The sequence below is a fragment of the Rhizobium sp. C4 genome, from assembly GCF_021026315.1.
Classification (GTDB): domain Bacteria; phylum Pseudomonadota; class Alphaproteobacteria; order Rhizobiales; family Rhizobiaceae; genus Ensifer_A.
Genome location: NZ_JAJNCX010000001.1, coordinates 113,245 through 133,544 on the forward strand (window position 1 = coordinate 113,245; position 20,300 = coordinate 133,544).

15 protein-coding genes, 1 tRNA gene and 1 pseudogene are annotated in these 20,300 nt (G+C 62.3%); 5 read left to right on the top strand and 12 right to left on the bottom strand.

What is annotated here, in order from left to right:
* Positions 1-13 precede the first annotated feature (13 nt).
* Positions 14-763 (bottom strand): cytochrome c biogenesis CcdA family protein, encoded by a 750-nt coding sequence (locus tag LQK84_RS00525; protein WP_230827260.1) that lies wholly within the window; start codon positions 761-763, stop codon positions 14-16.
* Positions 764-991: 228 nt separating this feature from the next.
* Between LQK84_RS00525 and LQK84_RS00530 the strand changes: the two genes are divergently transcribed.
* Positions 992-1,067, top strand: a tRNA-Lys gene (locus LQK84_RS00530).
* A 44-nt stretch (positions 1,068-1,111) separates the two neighbouring features.
* Here the strand turns inward: LQK84_RS00530 and LQK84_RS25300 are convergent.
* The 4 genes and pseudogenes from LQK84_RS25300 to LQK84_RS00545 form a co-directional block, all read right to left on the bottom strand.
* Positions 1,112-1,243: pseudogene (locus tag LQK84_RS25300) on the bottom strand (transposase); the annotation flags it as partial.
* A gap of 19 nt (positions 1,244-1,262) precedes the next feature.
* On the bottom strand, positions 1,263-2,972 hold the full coding sequence (locus tag LQK84_RS00535; RefSeq protein ID WP_330166387.1) for a thiamine pyrophosphate-requiring protein: 1,710 nt from the start codon (positions 2,970-2,972) through the stop codon (positions 1,263-1,265).
* Positions 2,973-3,106: 134 nt separating this feature from the next.
* Positions 3,107-3,595: a MarR family winged helix-turn-helix transcriptional regulator gene (locus LQK84_RS00540; RefSeq protein ID WP_230826657.1), complete on the bottom strand. Its 489-nt coding sequence runs from the start codon at positions 3,593-3,595 to the stop codon at positions 3,107-3,109.
* A gap of 20 nt (positions 3,596-3,615) precedes the next feature.
* On the bottom strand, positions 3,616-5,064 hold the full coding sequence (locus LQK84_RS00545; RefSeq protein WP_230826658.1) for an aldehyde dehydrogenase: 1,449 nt from the start codon (positions 5,062-5,064) through the stop codon (positions 3,616-3,618).
* A 248-nt stretch (positions 5,065-5,312) separates the two neighbouring features.
* Between LQK84_RS00545 and LQK84_RS00550 the strand changes: the two genes are divergently transcribed.
* Positions 5,313-6,236: a ketopantoate reductase family protein gene (locus LQK84_RS00550; RefSeq protein WP_230826659.1), complete on the top strand. Its 924-nt coding sequence runs from the start codon at positions 5,313-5,315 to the stop codon at positions 6,234-6,236.
* A 37-nt stretch (positions 6,237-6,273) separates the two neighbouring features.
* On the top strand, positions 6,274-7,215 hold the full coding sequence (locus LQK84_RS00555) for a LysR family transcriptional regulator (protein WP_230826660.1): 942 nt from the start codon (positions 6,274-6,276) through the stop codon (positions 7,213-7,215).
* A 138-nt stretch (positions 7,216-7,353) separates the two neighbouring features.
* Here the strand turns inward: LQK84_RS00555 and LQK84_RS00560 are convergent, their stop codons facing one another.
* From LQK84_RS00560 to LQK84_RS00580, 5 genes are all read right to left on the bottom strand, one after another.
* On the bottom strand, positions 7,354-9,816 hold the full coding sequence (locus tag LQK84_RS00560) for a beta-glucosidase (protein WP_230826661.1): 2,463 nt from the start codon (positions 9,814-9,816) through the stop codon (positions 7,354-7,356).
* A 39-nt stretch (positions 9,817-9,855) separates the two neighbouring features.
* Positions 9,856-10,947, bottom strand: coding sequence for an ABC transporter ATP-binding protein (locus tag LQK84_RS00565; RefSeq protein WP_230826662.1), 1,092 nt, complete (start codon positions 10,945-10,947; stop codon positions 9,856-9,858).
* A gap of 3 nt (positions 10,948-10,950) precedes the next feature.
* Positions 10,951-11,814, bottom strand: coding sequence for a carbohydrate ABC transporter permease (locus LQK84_RS00570; protein ID WP_230826663.1), 864 nt, complete (start codon positions 11,812-11,814; stop codon positions 10,951-10,953).
* 3 nt (positions 11,815-11,817) lie between these two features.
* Positions 11,818-12,702, bottom strand: coding sequence for a carbohydrate ABC transporter permease (locus tag LQK84_RS00575; RefSeq protein WP_230826664.1), 885 nt, complete (start codon positions 12,700-12,702; stop codon positions 11,818-11,820).
* A gap of 72 nt (positions 12,703-12,774) precedes the next feature.
* The gene (locus tag LQK84_RS00580) at positions 12,775-14,010 is read right to left on the bottom strand and encodes an ABC transporter substrate-binding protein (RefSeq protein WP_230826665.1); all 1,236 of its coding nucleotides are present in this window, start codon (positions 14,008-14,010) and stop codon (positions 12,775-12,777) included.
* A 309-nt stretch (positions 14,011-14,319) separates the two neighbouring features.
* Here LQK84_RS00580 and lexA point away from each other — a divergent pair, with 309 nt between their 5' ends.
* Entirely contained in the window at positions 14,320-15,030 is a 711-nt protein-coding gene (gene lexA, locus LQK84_RS00585) for a transcriptional repressor LexA (protein ID WP_230826666.1), read from the top strand.
* Here lexA and LQK84_RS00590 read toward each other — a convergent pair.
* Positions 15,021-17,471 (bottom strand): ComEC/Rec2 family competence protein, encoded by a 2,451-nt coding sequence (locus tag LQK84_RS00590; protein ID WP_230826667.1) that lies wholly within the window; start codon positions 17,469-17,471, stop codon positions 15,021-15,023. The two genes, lexA and LQK84_RS00590, sit on opposite strands and share 10 nt — an antisense overlap.
* Before the next feature lie 304 nt (positions 17,472-17,775).
* Between LQK84_RS00590 and gltA the strand changes: the two genes are divergently transcribed.
* The gene (gene gltA, locus LQK84_RS00595; RefSeq protein WP_230826668.1) at positions 17,776-19,062 is read left to right on the top strand and encodes a citrate synthase; all 1,287 of its coding nucleotides are present in this window, start codon (positions 17,776-17,778) and stop codon (positions 19,060-19,062) included.
* Positions 19,063-19,191: 129 nt separating this feature from the next.
* Here the strand turns inward: gltA and LQK84_RS00600 are convergent, their stop codons facing one another.
* The gene (locus tag LQK84_RS00600; protein WP_230826669.1) at positions 19,192-20,286 is read right to left on the bottom strand and encodes an Acg family FMN-binding oxidoreductase; all 1,095 of its coding nucleotides are present in this window, start codon (positions 20,284-20,286) and stop codon (positions 19,192-19,194) included.
* Positions 20,287-20,300 lie beyond the last annotated feature (14 nt).

Consider the following 20,300-nt stretch of genomic DNA (forward strand, 5'->3'; position numbering starts at 1 on the left):
TTCGTCGTGCGAGTTAGCCGATTTGTCCCAGTATTGGAAAGGTCTGCTGGAACCAGATTGCAACATTGGCGACGAATCCGGTCAGAAATGCCACTCCCGTGAGAACCAGCAGGCCGCCCATGACCTTTTCCACAGAGCCCAGATGTCGGCGGAAGCGCGAGAGGAAGCGCATGAACGCGCCCGAGAAGAAGGCGGCGATCCAGAAGGGCACGGCAAGGCCCAGCGAATAGACCGCAAGCAGGAACGCGCCCGAACCCGCCGTGTCGGACGCTGCGGCAATGCCCAGGATGGCACCGAGCACCGGACCGATGCAGGGTGTCCAGCCGAAGGCGAAGGCAAGGCCCATGACATAGGCGCCGGACAGCGTCGCGGGCTTTGCCGAGGACTGGAAGCGCGCCTCGCGGGCGAGGAAGCCCAGCCGGAAGACGCCAAGGAAATTCAACCCCATGATGATGATGATCACGCCGCCGACCTTGGCAAGCACGTCGATATATTGCCGAAGCAGGAGCCCGACCGCCGATGCGCCGGCGCCCAGTGCCACGAACACGGTGGCGAAACCGAGCGTGAAGAAGACGGAAGACAGGATGACGGCATTGCGCGAGCGCGAGGCTGCAACACCCTGACCGCCATTGCGGAAGTCCTCGACCGAGACGCCCGCCATGTAGCAGAGATAGGGTGGTACCAGCGGCAGCACGCAGGGCGACAGGAATGACAGGGCGCCCGCAACAAGCGCGCTGAGAAGGGATATTCCGGCAACCGTCAGCATCAACACTCCTTGCCCGCACCAGACATAGGCTGCGTCGGCAGGTCAAAAACCGATGCCCATATAGCCCCCGCTCCCCTCACCCGCCAATCATCTTTTCGGCATCGCTGGAAAAAGCGCCAAATGGTCGCAGAATTGGCCATTTTCCGGGTTGACCCGGCAGGGCCTCGTGCATATGTTCCGCGCACTTTCCGGCCCGGTTCGCTTCTGCCAACCGGACTCACGCGGGAGCGCGTAGCTCAGCCGGTAGAGCAACTGACTTTTAATCAGTAGGTCCAGGGTTCGAATCCCTGCGCGCTCACCACGTAAACAATTGTCCGTACCGAAGAGATAGGTAACAGATTGTACCTAAGACATGGGTGACAACCTCGTGCCGAACGGGTTGACGATTGTCTGCAAGGTCCTCTGTTCGAGATCGATATAACCTAGGTCATATTGCATGAAGGTGACGAGCCAGATGCCGTCATCAACCTCCTTTATCCGGCCTGGCTGATCCTCTTCAGGCGATCCGGATTTCCACCAGGGCCTGCCTCTTCTCCACCATCACCTGCTCGATCGCCGCCTGCAGCGTCGGCATCAGATCGTCGGCCTCGGTGACCTTGGCCGTCCAGGCGCGGCTCGCGGCGGCGACCTTCGTGAAATCCGGCGACGGCGAGAGCGAGACAAGCGGCATGGCGTTCGACTTCGCAGCGAACCCGTCCGGATAGACCCCGAGGACGGACTGGCGCACCGCGCCCCATTCGGAATTGTTGAGAACCAGAATGAGAAGCGGAATATTTGCCGCTTCCGCGATCTGGTGGCAGGCGACCGGGTTCGAGAACATGTAGGAGCCGTCACCCATCGTGGCGATGATCAGCCTGTCCTGTCGGGCGAGCTTCATGCCGAGCGCTGCCGGGAAGCACCAGCCAAGTCCGCCGGAATGCGGCTCCTGATACCAGGTGTCCGGCGATTGCAGGGTCAGTTCCTCCAGCGGCACGCCCAGTTCGGAAAGGACCGCGGCGTCCCTGCCCTCGATCGCCTTCGAAAGACAGGTGCTGACAAAGGCCTTGGTCATGACCGGGCCACGGCCGGCGGCCGCGCGCTCCAGAACATCGGTGCGGCGCCTGGCGGCGGCGGCCGCGACCTTGGCGCGGCGGGCCTTGCGGACATCTTCGGTCTGCGGCAGGAAGCGCGAAACGGCCGCGGAAAGTTCGATGATGACATCGGCCGTATCGCCGGCAAGCGCGAGATCGCATGGGAAGTTGCGGACGGGGAAGCGCGCGTAGAGCGGGTCTTCGCCGATATGCACGACCTTGCAGCCGGGCTGCAGCGTATGGATGTCGGGCGACCAGGGCGCAAGGCAGTCGATGACCAGCACCAGATCGGCCTTGGCAATCCACTCGGCCGGATCGCCGCCCACGGCCATCGGATGGTCGGTCGGCGCGGCGAGCTGGATCGCCCAATATTGGCAAAGCGCGATGCCCCAGTCATCGGCAAGGCGCGACAGGGTCCGGAAAGCTTCCGATGACCCCGCACCGCGCTGCGCGATGATCAGCGGGTTCTTCGCCTCGCTCAGGAGTTTGGCGGCAGCCTCGATATCGGCGCGGCGCGGTCCAGCGGTCGCGGCGGCAATCGTTGCCGGGCCTTCCAGCGCATCCGACGGGCAAGGCTCGCAGAGAACCTCGCGCGGCAGGCTGAGATAGACCGGCCCGCGCGGCGTCGAATTGGAAATCGCATAGGCGCGATCGACGATATCGACGGCCTGTTCCGGGAATTTCAGCTCATAGTCCCATTTCACCGCCTCGCGGATCATGGCCGCCTGGTCCCGCATTTCCTGGCCCCAGCCGATCGGCACGGTGCGCGCGCCAAGCCGCCCTTTCTCGACAACCGGCGTTCGGCCGGAAAAGACGAGCATGGGGACATGTTCGGTTGCCGCATTGATCGCGCCGATGGCGCAGTTGGCAAGGCCGACATTGGTATGCGCCATCACGGCCTGGGCGCGACCCGTCGCCAGATAATAGCCATGCGCCATGCCCATGGCGGCGTTCTCATGCGGAATGACGATCGCCTTGGGGAGTGGGATCTGGTTGGCGGAAGCCTCCGCCAGTCCCTCGATGATCGGCGGAAAATCGGTCCCGGAATTGGCGAAGATATAGTCGACGCCCACAGCCTTGAGGCGTGCAAGCAGGGCGCCGCCGGCGGTAATCGTTGGAGCCTTGGTGTCCATCATGAATGTGACTCTCTTTCATTCTGTTCAAAGGTGGCTGGAAAGCCAGGTTCCGGTGTCAAAAGCGCAAGGAATTACATGATCCGGACGCCAGGCGGCCGGAAGCAATCATGCCTGTCTGTTCAGTGAGCTATGGCTCAGCCCTTGCCGAGCGCGCCGACAATCCTTGCCAGGATTGCAACCAGAGCTTCCTTGTCCTCGCCGACGATGGCGTCGAGGCGGCGGTCATGTTCCTGCGCGAAAGCATGCAGCCGCGCCTGCATCTTGCGGCCCTCATCGGTGAGACGAACGCTGTAGCTGCGCTGGTCGTCCGGGTTCTGCCGCCGTTCGATCAGGCCGCGAATGGAAAGCCCCTTCAGCGTCGAGGTGAGCGTCGAGCGGTCGCGACCGCAGACCTTGCTCAGTTCAGAAGGGGTCAGACCGTCGTATTCGGCGAGGATCGTGAGGATCGAATACCAGCCCGGCTTCAGATCGGTCTTTTCAAGCATGGCGCTGAACGCCTGAAACGACACTTCCTGGGCCACCCGAAGGTGATAGCCGATGACATCCCTGAAGGCCGCCGGAATCAGACTGTCTGTCTCGTTCTGGCCGGGCAGTTCCTCGACGGCTTTGGCTGCTGAAGTCACGGTCGCTCTCCGATTGGGTCTCAGAACGGGTAGTGCTGCTGCGGGTCTTCCACCGTGATCCAGCGCAGATCGGTGAATTCCGCAATCGCCGCACGCCCCCCGAAGCGACCGTAACCCGAAGCCTTGACGCCGCCAAACGGCATTTGTGCTTCGTCGCCGACGGTCGGACCGTTGATGTGGCAAATCCCGCTTTCAATCCGGCGGGCAACCGCCATGGCGCGCTCGACATTGCGGCTGAAGACGGCAGACGAGAGACCGTATTCCGTGTCATTGGCAACGCGGATTGCCTCCTCATCGCCGTTGACGCGGACGACGCTCTTGGCAGGGCCGAAGGATTCCTCGGAATAGATGCGCATGGCGGGCGTGACGTGATCGACCAGCGTGGCTTCCATGATGGAACCCGTGTGCTTGCCGCCGGCCACGAGCGAAGCGCCCTTGGCAACGGCGTCATCGACCATTTCCTGAACGCGGACCGCCGCTTCCGGCGTCACGAGCGAGCCGAGAACGACATGGCCGCGCGGATCGCCGGCCGGCAACGACTTCGCCTTGGCAGCCAGCTTTGCAACGAAGGCATCGGCGACCTTGGCATCGACAATGATGCGCTCGGTCGACATGCAGATCTGGCCCTGGTTCATATAGGCGCCGAAAGCGGCGGCATTGACGGCCGCATCGATATCGGCATCGTCAAGGACGACGAAGGGCGCCTTGCCGCCGAGCTCGAGCAGAACCGGCTTCAGATGCTCGGCCGCCAGCTTGGCGATGATCTTGCCGACGCGGCTCGACCCCGTGAAGTTGATGCGCTTGACCGCCGGATGCGCAACAAGCGCCTCGACAACCTTGGCCGCATCGGCCGGCGCATTGGTGACGACATTGACGACACCCTTGGGGAAGCCCGCTTCGCGGAGCACCTGACCGATCAGGCGATGCGTGCCGGGGCACATTTCGGAGGCTTTGAGGATCACCGTATTGCCGCAGGCGAGCGGCATGGCGATGGCGCGTGTGCCGAGAATGACCGGCGCATTCCATGGCGCGATGCCGACGCAGACGCCGGCGGCCTGACGCACGCCCATGGCCAGCGTGCCGGGTTTGTCTGAGGGAATGACCTCGCCCGATATCTGCGTCGTCATCGCCGCAGCCTCGCGCAGGATATTGGCGGCAAACATGGTGTTGAAGCCGCCCCAGGGGGCCGTCGCGCCCGTTTCGGCCGTCATCAGGCGGATGAATTCGCCCGTCTTGGAATCCATGATGTCGGCGGCCTTCAAAAGCAGCTTGCGGCGCTCGCCGGGGCCGGTTGCCGACCATTGCGGAAAGGCGGCAGCAGCAGCGGCGGCGGCAGAATTGGCGTCATCCGGCTGGCCGGCAGCCGCCCTGCTGGCGGCCTCGCCCGTCACCGGATCGATGCGCTCATAGGCTCCGCCGGCAAGTGCTGCGCGGTCCTCGTTGTCGATCAAAAGTTGAATGTTATCCATCGGTCTTCCTCCTCCTCCGGCGGTCGGGATGCAGGCTCTGGATCAGCCCGGAAACCCGGGCAGAGACGCCAGCCGCTCCTCATCTTCAATCTTTCCCGCCTCTCGATACGAATGGACCTTATCCAACCGACCTCAAACCGACAAGATAGTTTGATGTCAAAATATTTGATGACAAACTATTCTAATAAAGGTATTTCAGCCTCAGGCGACGGCTGAGGAAGAGAGCCGGAGAACAAGGGAGGAAGAGCATGAAGATCGCTGTAATCGGTGCTGGCGCCATGGGAAGCCTCTTTGCCGGACGTCTGGCAGAGAAGGGTCATGACGTCTCCCTGATCGAAGTCTCTGCCGCCATGATCGAGACGATCGGAGCGCATGGGCTGCGCATGCAAGGCCTCTTTGGCGACAGGGCCTATAGCCTGCCGGTCGGGCCGGCGGATCGCTACACGGGTGCCTTCGACCTGCTGATCATCTTCACCAAGGGCATGCACACGACCTCCGCCATGGAGGCGGCAAGACACGCCATCGGTCCACAGACCTGGGCGCTGACAGTCCAGAACGGCATCGGCAATGTCGAGGCGATCGAGGCCTTCATATCCCGCGACCGGATCGTCATGGGCATGACAAACTGGCCCTCGACCCTGATCGAACCCGGCCTGATCAACGTTCCCGGCGAAGGCGAGATCAAGGTCTGGGCGGCGAATGGCGAGAAATCTGAAACGCTGGAGGCGATCGCAAATGCCCTTGATGACGCAGGGCTCCACTGCACGCTCGACCCGCATGTGGAAGTGGCGATCTGGGAGAAGCTTGCCTTCAACTCCGCCCTCAACTCGCTCGCCGCCGTAACCGGCCTGACGGTCGGGGAAATGGGTGACGGGAAGGAAACGCGCGAGATCGTCTTCACGATTGTCGACGAGGTCGTCACGGTCGCCAAGGCGCGCGGCCTTTCAGTCGATGCCGATCATATCCGCGAAGCGATCGAGCATGCCTTTGCCAACCATCGGCAGCACAAGCCTTCCATGCTGCAGGACCGGCTTGCCGGCCGGCGCATGGAGATCAGCACGATCACGGGAGCGGTCAGCAAGGCCGGCGAGGCGTTGGGCATTGAGACGCCCGTGACGACGACCTTCGCCAGACTGCTGAGCGTTTTCGATGGGGTCGCTCCACGCGTCTGATCGATGAAATTGGAGAGCATCTCGGGAGGAGGCTCGCATGCAAGACCTGAACCTGTTGCGTATTCTCGTTGCCGTCCATGAGTGCCAGACCGTCACGGCGGCGGCCAGCCGGCTGAACATGTCGCAACCGACCGTGTCGCAGGCGCTCTCGCGGCTCCGCGACCTCACCGGCGATCCGCTGTTTCTGCGCGGACCGCAGGGCATGTCGCCCACCGCGCATGCCACGCATCTCTACCGCGAATGCGCCACTGCGCTCCACCGGCTGGATCATGCTCTGAGAGCCGACGAGGCCTTTGTTCCGGCAGAGGCGAAGGAGCATTTCACCATCGCCCTTTCGGATCTCGGCGAAATGACCTTCCTGCCGCCGCTCGCGGCCAGACTTGCCAGCATTGCGCCGTCAATCCGGCTCGACATCGTGCCGCTTGCCGTCCATGAGGTCGAACAACAGCTGAAACTCCGGCAGATCGACTTCGCCGTCGGCAATCTGAAGAAGATCGACCCGGATCTGAGACAGCGTGACCTTTTCGAGGAAAACTATGTCGCGCTGATCCGCAAGGATCACCCGACCATCGGCGACACGCTGTCGCTGGAGGCGTTTCTGGAACATGGTCACGCCGTGGTGACCGGCGCTTCCGAACACTGGCAGGTTTCGAGCCTGGCGACGGTCGGCGGTTCAGAGCCGGCGCAGGTGCATATCGTTCTGCCGCATTTCACCGCCCTTCCCTTCGTCATCGGTCAGAGCAACCTCATCGGCGTGCTGCCGTCGCGTGCGGCGGACAGCTTCTCCGAGCGCTTTAGCCTGCGATGGCTGCCGCTACCTTTTGTCATGCCCAATTTCAAGGTTAGGCTGCTCTGGCATGGCGGCCAGACCCTGCGCAGTGACGCCCGCAACTGGATGGTCGACCAGATGAGCGCCATCCTGCAGAACTTGCAGCCCTGCCCCTACGATTATCATCGGACGTCCGAGCCAACGCACTAGACGTCGTTTGGCACATGCGGAAGCCGGCCATCCGAAGACGTTGATCGAACCCGACAAACGGAAAGCCTTTCCGCCTCGAGGGGAAGCGGAAAGGCTCCGAATCCGCCGGGGGAGTCGGCTTCGACGCGACCCCTCACATCAGGGGGCCGCCACCGCACAGACCTCTTCCCAGTCACTCTCCAGTGTGACCGGGATACTGTGCGGCAGATCGACGGAGGATGTTCCGATCAGGATCGTGTAGTCGCCTGCAGGCGCCCGCCAGGCATTGCGCCCCGCATCGAAATAGGCGAGCGATCGCATGCCGAGCGTCACATCGGCCTCAGCCGCCTCGCCGGCGGAAAGCGTGAGCGCACTGAAGCCGCGCAGTTCCTTCAGCGGCCGGTCATGACCCGGCGGGGGCGACACGTAGACCTGAACCACGGCCTTGCCGGCCCGCTTGCCAGCGTTGCGAACGGGTGTGGTGACCGTGAAGCGGTCTCCGGGACGGATCGTCGTTGACGATGCTTTCGGCTCGCCCAGTTCAAATGTCGTGTAGGAAAGGCCGAAGCCGAAAGGATAAAGAACGCCCTCGCCGCCTGACCGGTCATAGTGCCGGTAGCCGATGAACACACCCTCGCGATAGGCGACATGGCCGTTCTCGCCCGGATAGTTACCGACCGTCGGATTGGCGGAGAGCACAGCCGGGAACGTCTGCGGCAGACGGCCGCCGGGTTCGGCATCGCCGAAGAGAACATCGGCCACGCCGTGGCCAAGCTCCTGCCCCGGATACCAGCTTTGCAGGATCGCCGCGACATCGTCCTTCCACGGCATGGCGACAGGGCCGCCGGTTTGCAGCACGACGATGCATTGGGGATTGGCTGCCGCCACGCGGGCAATCAGCTCATCCTGGGCACGGGGAAGATCAATGCCGGGAAGATCGCGCCCTTCGCTGTCCCATTCCGGCGTCCGGCCAACGAAGACGATGGCGACGTCGGCAGAGGCGGCAACCCGTTTAGCACGGCGAAGCCCCGCCTCGCCCGGCGGCAGCGACAGGCCGACACGGAAGGCCTGGATGCCATCCATGACGCCCGTCGTCGAACGATAGTCGACATGGAAATGATAGGTCCGGCCCTCTTCGAGCTCGATCTCGACCTGACGCTCGTCGCCGCCGAAATGATAGTAGGTCGCCCCCGTCGGGGCCCAGCCGTCCCAGCCATCGATGGTCAGCACGTCATCGACATAGAGTCTGGCAAGACCGGCATTGGCGAGGCCCAGTTCGTAGCGGCCGCTCCGCTCCGGCGTCACCTCGAAGGAAGAGCGCGCCGTAAACACATCCAGATTGACGCCCGGCTCGTGCGAACCGAACCACTTGGCGTCCGAACCCGGATATTGCCGGGTGAAGACCGCCGGCCCGCTGAAATCCTCGTTGTTGTAGAAATGCGTCGTCATCGGGCTTGTCACGACCGGCAGCAGAAGATGGTTGGTGCATCCCTCTTCGTAAAGCACCTCGACATTGTCGCGGGCAAGTAAGCCCTGCAGCGGGCTCACCCGGTAATGCGCGTTCACCCGCGCGCTGCCGCCCCCCATGATCCGCGCCGCAGCGGCATTCGGGCCGATGACAGCCAGCTTCAGCGGCTTCTTTCCATCGAGCGGCAATACGCCGTTGTTCTTCAGCAGAACCGAGCCCTCCGCCACGGCGCGGCGGATGAGCGCGCGATGTGCAGGGAGATCGACGGACCTCTCCTCTTTCACGCGCGCCACCCTGCGGACGCCGGACCGATCGACGAGACGCAGCACGCGGCGCGCACCGTCCGTCACCATGTCGAGATCGATTTCGCCCCGGTCAATCGCCTCGAGCAGTTTCTTGCCGCGGTAAAGCGCGGGACCGGGCATTTCGAGGTCGAGACCGGCATTCATGCTTTCCGCCACGCTCTTGACAGCGGTCCAATCGGACATGACCAGCCCGTCAAAGCCGTATTCGACCTTCAGGAGATCATGCAGAAGCCATTTGTGCTCGCTGGTAAACGTGCCGTTCAGCCGGTTATAGGAGCACATCAGCGCCCAGATTCCGGCCTTCACCGCCGCTTCGAAAGGCGGCAGGTAGATCTCGCGCAAGGTGCGGATATCGATGTCGGAGGACATCGTCATGCGCTCATATTCGCTCTCATTGCCGATGAAATGCTTGATCGTGGCGCCGATGCCCTGAGACTGCAGCCCGCCGATATAGGCCAGTGCCATTTCCGTCGTCAGGTGCGGGTCTTCCGAATAGCATTCGAAATTGCGGCCATTGAGCGGACCGCGATGCATGTTGACGGTGGGCGCGAGGAGAACATTGCTGTCCTTGGTGCGCGCCTCTTCCGCCAACGCCTTGCCGACCTCTTTCAGAAGCTCCGGATTCCAGCTGGCGCCCAGCGCAATGCCGGAGGGGAAAACCGCAGCCGTCGGCCCGTTTTCCGTCACGCCACCACGCGCGCCGTTCGGCCCGTCGGAAACCTTGACGGCGGGAACGCCGAGGCGCTCGATCGCCACGGTTTCCCAGAAATTCGCGCCCGAAAGCAGCGACACCTTTTCTTCCAGCGTCAGCTTGGCGAGGGTTTCTTCGATCCAGAGTTCGTCAGTCATGTCTTGTCAGGCACCACGTTTTTAAAGAATGAGCGAGGCTTAGAGGCGCAGGCCGTCCGCCGCAGAGAACAGCGAGGCGCTGCCGAGCGAGAATCCGAGCTTCAGCATGCTGCCGCGCGGCGGGTTGAGCTTGAGTTCGCTGTTGACCCGCACGGAAATCTTCTCAGCCCCGCAGGTTCCCCAGATCACCGTGTCGGCGCCCATCGTCTCGATCACGTTGACCGCCATGTCGAGCGGCAACAGTCCTTCGCGCGGCGAGATCGCCAGATGCTCCGGGCGGATGCCGAGAATGGCCTCCATCGGCGCGCTCGGCCGCTTGGCGAAGGGATAGGCGCTGACATCGAGCACATGGCCGTCCTTCAGACGGAACTCCACCCGCTCGCCCACCGCGCCAAGCGTCCCTGACAGGAAATTCATGGCCGGCGAACCAATGAAATCGGCGACGAAGAGATTGGCGGGGCGATTGTAGATTTCTTCCGGCGAGGCCAATTGCTGGATGACGCCGTTCTGCATGACGGCGATGCGGGTCGCGAGCGTCATCGCCTCGACCTGGTCATGCGTGACATAGATCATCGTCTTGCCGATGTCCTCATGCAGCGTCTTCAACTCAACGCGCAATTCGGCGCGCAGCTTGGCGTCGAGGTTGGAAAGCGGCTCGTCGAAGAGATAGACATCGGCGTCCCGCACCAGTGCGCGCCCGATCGCCACGCGCTGCCGCTGGCCACCCGAAAGCGCTGCCGGCCGGCGCTTGAGATAGGGCTTGATCTGCAGCATGTCCGAGACCCGGGCAACACGGCGCTCAATCTCGTCCTTCGGCAGCTTTGCCATGCGCAGGCCAAAGGTCAGGTTGCCCTCGACCGTCGTCTGCGGATAGAGCGCATAGGACTGGAAAACCATGCCGATGCCGCGATCCTTCGGCTCGGCATGGGTCATGTCCTTGTCGCCGATCAGGATCTTGCCGCCATGCACGTCGATCAGGCCGGCAATGGAGTTGAGCAGCGTCGACTTTCCGCAGCCCGACGAGCCGAGGAGCACGATGAATTCACCGCTGGCAATGTCGAGATTGAGGTTCTGGAGAACCTTGACGGAGCCGAACTGGATTTCGAGGTCTTTGATGGAAACAGCGGTCATCGGTTATCCCTTCACTGCACCGGCGGCAATGCCGCGGACGAACCAGCGTCCGGATGCGAGGTAGATTACGAGAGGAACAAGGGCCGTCAGAATGGTCGCGGCCATGTCGACATTGTAGGCCTTCTCGCCCTGCGTCGTGTTGACGATATTGTTGAGCAACACGGTCATTGGCCGGTTGTCGGAGCCGGCAAAGACGAGGCCGAAAAGGAAGTCGTTCCAGATGTGGGTGGATTGCAGGATCACCGCCACGATCATGATCGGCGGCGAGAGCGGCAGCATCAGCCGGAAGAAGATATCCCAGAAGCCGCCGCCATCGACGCGCGCCGCACTGAAGAGATCGCGCGGCAGGCCGGCATAGTAGTTGCGGAACATCAGCACCATGATCGGTAGGCCGAAGATGACATGCACCATGATGATGCCGCCAAGGCTGTTATAGAGGCCGACCTGGGAGAGAACCCGGACCAGAGGATAGATGAAGACCTGGTAGGGAATGAAGGCCGCCACGACGAGAACGGCGAAGATCACGCCCGCCCCCTTCGGCCGCCAGAACGAGAGCGCATAGCCCGTCACCGCGCCCAGCATGATCGACAGGAAGGTCGAGGGGATCATGATCTTCAGCGAATTGAAGAAGCCGACGGAGACGCCCGCGCAGGTGAGCCCCGTGCAGGCGGAATTCCACGCCGTCGCCCAGGCCTCCAGCGTCGGACGCAGGGGAAAGGCGAAGATCGATGATCCGCGCACCTCGTCCATGGTCTTCAGCGATGTCGCGACCATCACATAGAGCGGCATCAGGAAGAAGGCCGCCATGATGACCAGAAAGGCATAGACGCCGAACCGGGCGATGTTTTTCTCTTGCCGTTGCGCCATGGCTCAGCCTGCCGCTTTCTGCGCCATGGAACGGCGCGCATAGTAGATGGGCGTGGCGACGATGACGACGGCAGCGAGCATCATGATCGCGCCCGCATTGGCCAGCGCCACGTTCTGGCGTTCGAACAGGTTTTCCATGACGAATTTGGCCGGCACTTCCGTTGCATTGCCGGGACCGCCGCCGGTCAGCGCAACGACGAGGTCGTAGGCCTTGACGACGGCAACGGAGAGCAGAACCGTCGCGGTTGCCGCCATCGGCGCGATGATGGGGAGGACGATGGAGGTGTAGACGCGCCATTTGGCGATGCCGTCGACCTTTGTCGCCTTCCACAGATCCTCATCGACGCCGCGAAGACCGGCGAGCAGGATCGCCATGACAAGCCCGCTGCCCTGCCAGACGGCTGCCAGAACCAGCACGAAAATGGCGCGGTCGGGGCGGACGATCCAGTCGAAGACGAACGTATCGAAACCCCAGCCGCGCACCGTCGCCTGAATGCCGAACGTCGGGTTGAGCACCCACTGCCAGACAAGGCCAGTGACGACGAAGGACATGGCATAGGGATAGAGGAAGATCGTCCGGAACAGGCTTTCGCCCCGGATCTTCTGGTCCATCATGATGGCCATGAGGAAGCCGAGGACAAGGCAGATCGCGATGAAGAGCACGCCGAAGACGACCAGGTTGCCGACCGAAACCAGCCAGCCGTCATTGCCCATCAACCGTACATACTGGTCGAAGAAATTGAATTTATAGATCGGGATCAGTCTGGAATTCGTCATCGAGATGACAAAGGTCCAGATCATCGCGCCTATGAAGACGCCGATGACAATGATCCATGCCGGAAGCATGGCCAGTGTGACCTGCAACCGTCCGCGCCAAAGCCCACGCATTGTTCTAACCCCGGAGAATGCTGACGAGAATGGATGCCGACCGGCAATGCCGGTCGGCCGGACCTGATCAGGTCAGTATTTTTCAAGCACGCCGGCGAGCGCCTTGACGTAGTCTTCCGGCTTCGCATCTGCCTTGGCCCAGAGAACCTTCATCTCGGCGCCGATCGCCCCGACCTTTTCCGGCGAGAACGGGATCATCAGGGCCGAAACGGAATTGCCCTTCTCGATCGCACTGGCGCCGGCGGCGGCACAGGCATTGTAGCCAGAGGCGTCCACACCGCTGCGGATCGGCAGCGAGCCCATGGCGGTCGTGAACTTCGTCTGCACCTCGACCGAGGTGGTGAGCTCGGCGATCTTCTTCTGGGCTTCGGTCAGGTTGCCGCCCTTGGCCGGCATCGCCCAGACGTCGCCATTGACCACGGCCGGCGCATTGTTCGGGCCGATCGAGCACAGAACGTCTTCGCCGGGCTTCTTGCCGGAGGCGACGATTTCGCCAATCGCCCAGCCGCCCATGATGAAGAAGCCCGCCTCGCCCTTCAGGATCATCTGGTTCGTCACGTTCCACTGGCGGCCGGAAACGCCGCTATCGGCATATTTCGGCAGCTTGGCGAGGATTTCGGCCACCGGCTTGAACGCGTCGGAGCGGACATATTCCGCGCCCTTCGGCCCGGTGAACTGCTTCCAGCCCTCCGCCCCGCCCACCGAGGCGAGAACGGCGCCAAACGTGTTCATGAACCAGACATCGCGGTCACCGGCCTGTGCGTAAGGCACGATGCCGGCGGCACGCAGCTTGTCGCCGGTGGCGAAGAACTCGTCCCAGGTCTTCGGCATGGTCGCACCGACCTTGTCGAGTGCTGCCTTGGAGGCGAAGAGGAAATTGGTCGCCTGAAGCTGGACCGGGACGGCATAGACATGGCCATCGCGGCTGATGGCACTCATGACGGAGGCCGGAACAATCTTGGACCAGTTGCCGGCTGCGGCAACGGCATCGAGATTGGCCAGCAGGCCGCTTTCGACAAGATTGTTGATGTCGGCGCCCATGCTGAACTGCGCGACATCCGGCGCATTACCGCCGACAATGCGGTTGATCGCTGCCGTCTTGGCCGCACTGGAGCCAGCCACGGCCTCGTCCTTCCATTCGCCACCGCCCTGGTTGAAGGCGTCGGCGATGACCTTGATCCCGGCCGACTCCGCCTTGGACGTCCACCAGTGAATGACCTCGGTCGGCTGCGCATTGGCAGTGCCGGACATGGCGGCGCAGATTGCGACGGCGGCGACGCCAGACAACGCCCTTTGAATGCGATTCATAGAATTCCTCCCTCTGAAAAGTTTGAGCCATGTCGCGCTCGTCGAAAGACTACCGCGACATGCAAAGCCCACCTCCGGCTTCAACAGGCCCTGGGCTATTGTCGGGAAGGCTAGTGGAGGCACCCGACGCTGACCAATCGCGTTTCTTTTGCCGGGATCATTGCAATCCCGAATACCGCCCGAGAGCGACCCCGATTTTTTTCGCGATGGGGCCTTTCCATTAAGCGGGCTTTAGGACCTTGCGGAACACAAATGGAACATATAGTGTCCGTTCTGGATTTGTTTCACTTGATTCTTCGGGGTGTCGCCATGCTGACGCGCAAACAACAGGAACTGCTTCTCTTCATCCACGAGCGGATGAAGGAGTCCGGCATCCCGCCATCTTTCGACGAGATGAAGGATGCGCTTGATCTGGCTTCCAAGTCGGGCATTCACCGGCTGATCACCGCACTCGAAGAGCGCGGGTTCATCCGGCGGCTTCCCAACAGGGCGCGTGCGCTGGAAGTCATCAAGCTTCCGGAGGCCTATACGCCGAGCCTGCAGCCGCGGCGCGGCTTCTCGCCAAGCGTCATCGAGGGCAGTCTCGGCAAGGCACCGGAACCGCCGAAGCCGCAGGTCGCCGCCAATGACGATGCCAGCGTCTCGGTCCCGGTCATGGGGCGCATTGCCGCCGGCGTGCCGATTTCGGCGATCCAGAACAACACGCATGACATTGCCGTTCCCTCGCAGATGCTGGGCAATGGTGAACACTATGCGCTGGAGGTGAAGGGCGATTCGATGATCGATGCCGGCATTCTCGACGGCGATACGGTCATCATCCGTAATACGTCGAATGCGAGCCCGGGCGAGATCGTTGTCGCCCTCATCGATGACGAGGAAGCCACCCTGAAGCGGTTCCGCCGCAAGGGTGCCTCGATTGCGCTCGAGGCTGCCAACCCGGCCTACGAGACCCGCATCTTCGGCCCCGACCGGGTCAAGATCCAGGGCAAGCTTGTCGGCCTCATCCGCCGCTACCACTGATCGGCGTGATAGGCTTCGCCGTAGCTGTTGCTTCGCCAGTTGTAGAAGTGATGGCGAAGCCAGGGCCGGTCGCGGCCGTCCAGTGCACCGATGATGCGAAATGCCGGGGACGCTCCGGCATTTGACGTTTCTGAGGGTTCGTTCGAAGCTGGCTCTAGGTAGAGCGCAAGTGCGCCACGGCGCCTGAGTGCATTGCGGTCGAAAATCTGGGCTTCGCCCTGCCCGCATTCCGGCTGGCGCAGGAAGGCTGCGGCGATCACGATCTGGGCCTGCCGGCACGCCGCCCCCTGAAACGCAAAATCAGTGAAGGTCGCAATCAGCAGACCGTCTGCAAGCTTGCCCATGCACCAGTCGCGACCAGAGCAGACGAATGTTCCGGTTGGAACGCTCTTGCCTGCGGCCTCCATGGCGTCTTCGACCTTCCATTCATCGGCCTCCGTCAGCGGCTTTCGCGGCCCTTCGCGCTCAAGCACCAGTTTTGCGGCCGGATCCGGGCTTGCAACCTCCTTCACCACAAGCGCTCGCGTCCACTGGTCCATGATGAAGCTGGGCGGTCGAGCCGTGTTGGTCGCAAGCACATGCGAGGAGCGGATGCCGACGAGATCGGCAGTTTCGGCAATCACCATGTCCGGACGCTTAGCCGAACCGAACGCTACGATGAGGGCGAGTGTCGCGGTGAACAGGCTGGCTCCCACCAGACGGAAAAGCCGGCTGTGGGGAAGAATGGCCAGAACGAAGGCGAGGCTTGCTGCCGGCAGAACCCATGGCGCCATCTGCCCCGTGACGATGTCACCTCCGAGCGAGGATACGAAGCGGGCGACGGCCATGGTCCCCTGAAGACCGAGCCCCATGATGATGAGTGGATAGTAGTCCAGTCCGAACGGCATGAGAAGGACCGCCAGAAAACCGGCTGGCATGACGATGAAGGTGATGAAGGGCATGGCGGCGACATTGCCGAGCGTTCCCAGCAGCGTCAGTCGATGGAAATGCGTGACGGAGAAGACCGCGGTGGCTATGCCGGCGATTTCGGACGTGAGCATGACGCCACCCACCGCGCGGATGGCCGGCAGCACTGCCGCATAGAACGGCAGCCCGCTCAACCGGCGAAACTCCGTGGGCCGCAGCTTCCAGAGCGAATAACCGGAGATGAGTGCCGCCGCCGCGGCAAAGGACATCTGGAAACTGGGACCCAGCGCGCTTGACGGCGAGACGATGAGGATCGCGAAGGTCGCGAGTGCGACACTTCTGAGGGTCAGAACCGTCCGCGCCGCAATGACGCCGCCCATTCCGACAGCCAGCATGATGAAGGAGCGAACGGCCGGCACAGGCATGCCGGAGATCAGCAGATAGAGACCGCTGGCGGTAATGGCGCCGATCGCCGCATAGGTCTTGGCGGGACGCGACTGGATGAAGCCCGGAAACAGGCTGAACACCATGCGCAGACCGACAAACGAGATGCCGGCGGCCAGCACCATATGCAGGCCGGAAATCGAGATGACATGCGCGAGCCCGGAGATTCGCAGGGCCTCCATCCCCTCCTTGGAGAAGGCCGCCGTATCATTCGTCACCAGCGCGCTGGCGAATGCGCCCGTATCGCCGGGCAAGACGGAGAGAATGCGCTGGTTGATGGCGCTGCGAACGGATGAAAGCCAGTCCTGAAAGGCGCGGGAGAGGCTGGAGGACGCGGGCGGACCGGCGTCGACCGTATGCGGGTGCCCCATGAAGCCGCCGATCGCGCCTATTCCATTGAAATAGCTGCTGAAGGCAAAGTCGTTCAGCCCGGGGATTGCCGGTCCTGCGGGCGGCTGGAGACGTGCAAGTCCCTTGATGACTGTGCCCGGAGGAAAGGATGCACCCTGCCCGCGCACGCCCAGCAATGCCGCGGTCGGCGGGCGCTTCAGTCTCGGCTTCTCCGTCTTGAGAATTTCCACCGTGTAGCGCCACCGCCCGGCCTCCCGCATTTCGACATCGATGACCCGCGCCGTGATCGTCGTGGTGATCGGGCTGTCTATGACGACCGTCGTGCTGCGCGCCGTCTGGCACCATGCGGCGAGCGCGCCCGCCAGAACGAAGACGCCGAGGCGTACCGGCACCTGAACTGGCGTCGCAGCGTAGCGGGTGACATAAGCGAGCGGCAACAGGACAACGGTCCAGGCGATCAGCCTGACGGCGGGCGGATCCTGCGGCGCTGAGAACCACCAGACCGCGCCGATGATCATGAAGACAGGGTAGAGCAGAAAGAGGTGGCCATGGGCGGCCTCCTCTTCGAAGGCCGCAAGAAGCGAAAGTCGCAGGCGTGCCCATGCGCGCGGGAAATTCGGCCATAAGAGACGCGGCTTCTTCCCGCTGCGGATCGGCTGGAATGCACCCGGGGCACGCGGCGGCGGACGCCTTCGCTGCGGCGCGTCATCCACCTCCAGAATGTCGTGATCCGTCCCCACGCCGCCGCCCCCGGCCTCGCAACCCTGACAGATTGCAACCTAAAATGGACACGCGCAAGCGCCACGTTTCATGACGAAAAAAGTCCCTAAATTTCAGCATGTTGTTTTTAATCGATTGAATGAAATCTGCGTTTTGAAAAATGCAGCAAAGTGATGTGAAACTTCCGAAAGTTGATTTCGCGCATGCACAATTCGCCACAAGGAGTGCTTGGCAGGGGCTCATAAATCGGATAGCAAATTCGCCATAGTCTCATTCAGTGCCCGCGGCGCAGCCGTGGCTATCATCGAACTCCCGGAGGCAAACATGGCCGATAATGCGGTTTTCACTCTCGACGACAAGAAGGCAGATATGACGGTCCGAAAGGGCACGATCGGGCCGGACGTCGTCGACATCGGCGCACTCTACAAGAATACCGGCATGTTCACTTATGACCCGGGCTTCACCTCGACGGCATCGTGCGAATCCAAGATCACCTATATCGACGGTGACGAAGGCGTGCTCCTGCACCGCGGCTATCCGATCGAGCAGCTCGCCGAACAGGGCGACTTCCTGGAAACCTGCTATCTGCTGCTTTACGGCGAACTGCCGACGGCTGCGCAGAAGAAGGACTTCGACACGCGCGTCACGCGCCACACGATGGTTCACGAGCAGATGAGCCGCTTCTTCACCGGCTACCGCCGCGACGCCCATCCTATGGCCGTCATGGTCGGCACGGTTGGCGCGCTCTCCGCCTTCTATCACGACTCGACCGACATCACCGATCCGCACCAGCGCATGGTCGCTTCGCTGCGCATGATCGCCAAGATGCCGACGATCGCCGCCATGGCCTACAAGTACCATATCGGCCAGCCCTTCGTTTACCCGAAGAACGATCTCGATTACGCCGCCAACTTCCTGCACATGTGCTTTGCCGTACCATGCGAGGAATACAAGGTGAACCCGGTTCTGGCCCGCGCCATGGACCGCATCTTCATCCTTCACGCCGACCACGAGCAGAACGCCTCGACATCGACCGTTCGTCTCGCCGGCTCGTCCGGTGCCAACCCGTTTGCCTGCATCGCGGCCGGCATTGCCTGCCTCTGGGGCCCGGCTCACGGCGGCGCCAACGAAGCAGCCCTCAACATGCTGATGGAAATCGGCACGGTTGACCGTATTCCGGAATATATCGCCAAGGCCAAGGACAAGAACGATCCGTTCCGCCTGATGGGCTTCGGTCACCGCGTCTACAAGAACTATGACCCGCGCGCCCGCATCATGCAGAAGACGATGTATGAAGTGCTGGAAGCGACCGGCCATGGCGATGATCCGCTGATGAAGGTTGCGCTGGAACTCGAAAAGATCGCCCTCAACGATCCCTATTTCGTCGAAAAGAAGCTCTACCCGAACGTCGACTTCTATTCGGGCATCACGCTGCGCGCGCTCGGCTTCCCCACGACCATGTTCACGGTTCTCTTCGCGCTTGCCCGCACCGTCGGTTGGGTCGCACAGTGGAACGAAATGATCGAAGACCCGCAGCAGCGCATCGGCCGTCCGCGCCAGCTCTACACGGGCGCTCCGAAGCGCGACTATGTGAAGGTCGACAAGCGCTAAGCGCTCTCTCACCAGACAAACGAAAAAGCCGGCTCAGCGCCGGCTTTTTTATGGGCAGTGGGCGGCATTGAAGCCGCCGCCAACATGGCTTCGAACGGTATTGCCGTATCGTTGCGCCTTATCGCCCTGTCAGACGAGCACGGCTTCGACGGGTCGGCGCAACGAATATGGCAGTGCCGGCGCATAGCCGAAGCGGATGACGATGTCGGGCCGTCTGCCCGGCAGGCCGATCAGAGAGGCGAGTTCCGGACGAAAGCTTTCGACTTCGACCGGCTGGTTCATATAGGCCACCTTCATGCCGAGAGCAGTTGCCTGCAGCGTGAAGCGCTGGCATGCGCGGCCCGCCAGCACCCAATGCTCATGATCGGCCTTCTCCGCGGTAAAGACTGCGATGCCCGACGATGAGATCATCTGGGCGCTGTACCTGTCATTCTCCGAGCTGGCGCTCATCGTGAGATCCAGCATGATCGGCCCGAGCCAGGACGGGATGGCGGGGTTGCCGCCGGTGGCGGTGAAGAGACCGTCGCGCATCGACATGGCAGCGCGCGGATTGAAGCGCAGCCAGCTCTTGAGCTCCGGCATGAATCCATCCTGAGCCATCTGCACGCTGTTGGCCGCAACGACGACATCGCGGACCCTGGCAATCCCGGGCTTGTCGGTGATGAGCTTGACATCCACGCCGGGGACGGCAGCCGCATCAGCAAGCGCCTTCAAGTCATCTGCCGTGACCGCGCGGCCATCATATTCGCTACGAGTCGACTGTCTCTTTGGAATTGCATCAAACAGGACAGACTGGACGGCTGCGCCGCGCGCGTAGTCGAACGTGACCGCACCTTCGCCGGCCGGATCGAAGCGGACGTCCCCGGGCATGCCGCGTGCCTGTGCCGCAAGCGACAGGTTTTCTGCAGCACAGCCAAGGCTGACGAAGAGGTGATGATCGTCTGCATCGACGACAGGTGTACGGCGGCTCAAATCCGGGCGGATCTCGATGCGGCCGTCTGTCAGGTGAAAGCGCCATGGCTGGGTATTGTGCCCATTGGCGGCCAGCGTGGCATATCGGACAAGATCTTTCAGATCAGGGTTTTGAGCCAGTGTTGACCTGGCGTCGAGAGCCGCGGCTTCATAGGCCTCCGACGAGCCCGTCTGATAGAAGCTGATAGCCGCCGCGCTGCCGCCGACAAGGGCCAGGGCTCCTGCCCCCCACAGCAAATCTCTTCGTTTCATCGCACATTCTCCGC

Bases quoted from the DNA above. Each gene is read 5' to 3' on its own strand.
- LQK84_RS00565 (WP_230826662.1), bottom strand. From the start codon at position 10,947: ATGACCGCTGTTTCCATCAAAGACCTCGAAATCCAGTTCGGCTCCGTC.
- LQK84_RS00575 (WP_230826664.1), bottom strand. From the start codon at position 12,702: ATGCGTGGGCTTTGGCGCGGACGGTTGCAGGTCACACTGGCCATGCTT.
- lexA (WP_230826666.1), top strand. From the start codon at position 14,320: ATGCTGACGCGCAAACAACAGGAACTGCTTCTCTTCATCCACGAGCGG.
- gltA (WP_230826668.1), top strand. From the start codon at position 17,776: ATGGCCGATAATGCGGTTTTCACTCTCGACGACAAGAAGGCAGATATG.
- LQK84_RS00535 (WP_330166387.1), bottom strand. From the start codon at position 2,972: ATGATGGACACCAAGGCTCCAACGATTACCGCCGGCGGCGCCCTGCTT.
- LQK84_RS00550 (WP_230826659.1), top strand. From the start codon at position 5,313: ATGAAGATCGCTGTAATCGGTGCTGGCGCCATGGGAAGCCTCTTTGCC.
- LQK84_RS00555 (WP_230826660.1), top strand. From the start codon at position 6,274: ATGCAAGACCTGAACCTGTTGCGTATTCTCGTTGCCGTCCATGAGTGC.
- LQK84_RS00560 (WP_230826661.1), bottom strand. From the start codon at position 9,816: ATGACTGACGAACTCTGGATCGAAGAAACCCTCGCCAAGCTGACGCTG.
- LQK84_RS00570 (WP_230826663.1), bottom strand. From the start codon at position 11,814: ATGGCGCAACGGCAAGAGAAAAACATCGCCCGGTTCGGCGTCTATGCC.
- LQK84_RS00580 (WP_230826665.1), bottom strand. From the start codon at position 14,010: ATGAATCGCATTCAAAGGGCGTTGTCTGGCGTCGCCGCCGTCGCAATC.
- LQK84_RS00600 (WP_230826669.1), bottom strand. From the start codon at position 20,286: ATGAAACGAAGAGATTTGCTGTGGGGGGCAGGAGCCCTGGCCCTTGTC.
- LQK84_RS00545 (WP_230826658.1), bottom strand. From the start codon at position 5,064: ATGGATAACATTCAACTTTTGATCGACAACGAGGACCGCGCAGCACTT.